The following is a 2,579-nucleotide window of genomic DNA, read 5'->3' as shown; positions in this document are numbered from 1 at the left end:
TTCTGGCCGTTGCAGTCCCAGATCTGCACCTGAGCGCCGTTGGCCTGCGACACCCCGCTGACGTCCAGGCACCGCCCGGACCCCACACCCTTGAGCGCGCTCGTGCTCCCCGACGGCGACGACGGCGACGGCGAGGGCGTCGACGTACCGTTCCGAGGCCCGGCGGAGGCCATCACGGACTGGGCGCCCGACGGCCACTGCCCGTTGGTGACGGTCACGTTGTTGTTGACGACGTTGCCGCGGTCGCCGTTGGTGATGTTGGTGCTGCCGTTGGTCGACCAGTTGCCGGTGACGGTGAAGTTGCCCATGTTCTCGCCACCCCAGTAGTTGGCGGTGGCCCAGGTGCCGGTGTTCGAGAAGACGTTGTTCCTGACGGTGTAGTACTTGGAGCCCTCGTCGAAGTAGAGCCCGAACCAGCCGTTGGTCCGCAGGCAGTAGTTGTCGCTGATCAGCGCGTTCGGGTTCCACGACAGCGTGTAGATGCAGCCGCCGTCGGTCATCTGCTGCATGACGTCGTGCACGTAGTTGCCGACGAGCTTGTTGCCCGACGCGGTGGTGGGCGTGGTGTACCGCGGCTGGTAGTTGTACAGACCCCGGTTGGCGTACTGGGTGCTGCCGCCGGGCTCGTTGGCGCCCCACCCGTAGCCGATCGACATGCCGGTGTAGGGCATGTTGTAGACCTCGTTGTGGGACACGTCGGTGGTGGTGACGTAGGTGGTCAGGACCGAGACGATGCCCCGGTAGTCCAGCCCCAGGTCGTGGATGCGGTTGTCGGTGATGGTGATGTTGCGGTTGACCATCCGCTGGTCGCTGGGGTGGTGGGCGTCGGCGCGCACGCCGCCGACCACGATGCCGCCGGCCGAGCTGCGGGCGATCTCGGACCGGGTGACCGTGATGTCGCTGGCGCCCAGGCCGACACCGCTGGCGTGCGCGTTGGCGTCGTTGCCGATGCCCACGGCCGTCTGGCCGAGGTTGACGAACTGCGAGTCGGTGAAGGTGATGTGGTTGGCCGCCGACACCTGCACCGCCGCGGGCATCTGGTACCAGTTCGGCCTTGTGGCCTCGAACTGCTGGCAGCCCTCCTGGCAGGAGTTCGGCAGGTCGCCGGGCCAGTTCCAGTTGCCCGCGATGTAGGCGCCGGTCTGCTGGTCGGCGAAGCCCTGGTTGCTGCTGGGCCCCAGCCAGCTGGTGCCGCTGAAGGTGATCCCGCTGAAGGTGATGTGGTGCGCGGGCGCGTCGTAGGTGCCGCCGACGTCCACCAGGGACTGCAACACCGGCAACTCCACGCTGGTGCTGCTCATGTTCTGCCCGGCGAGAGGGATGTAGGAGAGCACACCGGTCGTGGGGTCGATGTACCACTCACCCGGCGAGTCGAGGAACTCGTAGGCGTTCTCGATGTAGAGCGGACCGGCCCGGTGCGGGCTGGTGAACACGTCGTACCCGAAAATGTTGTTGTTCCAGCTGGGCTGCTGCATCGTGATGAAGTTGCCGCTGATGCTCTGCACCCGCACGTACCGGTCGGTGAACGAACCGACGCTCTCCAGCTCGACCCGGTTCTGGCCGGCCAGGTTGTTCAGGTAGCTCAGCGCGCTGTTGCCGAACCGCAGCCCGGAGCCGGTGGCGGTGAAGTCCGACCGGTTCACCTGGGTACGCGCACGCGTCGCGAGGGCGCCGTTGACATACAGCTGCCGGGTGTCGATTCCGGCGCCGACGTTGGCCTGCCAGATGTTCTTCGCCTGGTTGGCGAGCGTCCAGCCGGTGACCGCCCTGGCGCCGCTGATGACGGGATGCGCCGACGGGGCCGCCTGCCACACCACCTGATACCCGTTGCTGCCCGAGTCGGCGGCGGTCAGCCGTAGCGGCGCGGAGAGCCGGTACACCCCGTCGGCGAGTTGCACGACGATGTCGCCGGACATGGAGCTGTTCAACGACCGCACCGCCGTCTGCGCCCCCGACAGCGAACACGGCTGAGCCGACGAACAGGTGCTGCCGGTGCCCGAAGGCGAAACGTACAGGGTCGTGGTGGCGGCACGGGCTGCCGTGGCCGATGCGACGACTGTCATCGCGGCGGTCAGCGCCGCGATGACGAGACCAACCAGAAGCGGCCTCAACACCGCGACAGGGGGGGACGGATGCTCAATTCGATCGGTCACGTGCTTCTCCATGGTGGCGCGGTCCTCACGTGCCACCACGAGGGATCGGGTGGAGTGAGGTGATGGAAGCCGACGTGGCCGACCACGGTGCGGAGGCATGCGACACACCTCCACACACCCGCCGTGTGGTCCAGCCGCAGGGGCCCGGAAGAAGCGTCCTCCGGGTGCTCAGCTACCAATTACGGGTGCGAGCACCGAGGCCCGTCAAGACCTTAAGAACACTTAATTTTCACGGCAGGCATGTAAACGTCATCTCGTCGTAACGACCAGAAGTCTCTGATCAGCGGAAATCCACACAGGCATTCCCGTGCGGGCGGACCGCCTCGCGTGAATCGCGATGATGTTTCGTACTCACGATGCCACGTCCCGGACAGCCTGCGGGTGACACGGCTCGCAGAGTCATACTTTTACTGCGATCGTGAGGAA

At 66.2% G+C, this 2,579-nt stretch carries 1 protein-coding gene; it reads right to left on the bottom strand.

The annotated features are described in order from the left end of the window. Positions 1–1,928, bottom strand: a 1,928-nt coding sequence (locus tag Msi02_RS43745; protein WP_505745420.1) for a right-handed parallel beta-helix repeat-containing protein, incomplete at its 3' end; no start/stop codon positions are given. Positions 1,929–2,579: the final 651 nt, after the last annotated feature.

The organism is Microbispora siamensis, from assembly GCF_016863095.1.
Lineage (GTDB): Bacteria > Actinomycetota > Actinomycetes > Streptosporangiales > Streptosporangiaceae > Microbispora > Microbispora siamensis.
This window is presented reverse-complemented; position numbering and strand designations above follow the sequence as displayed.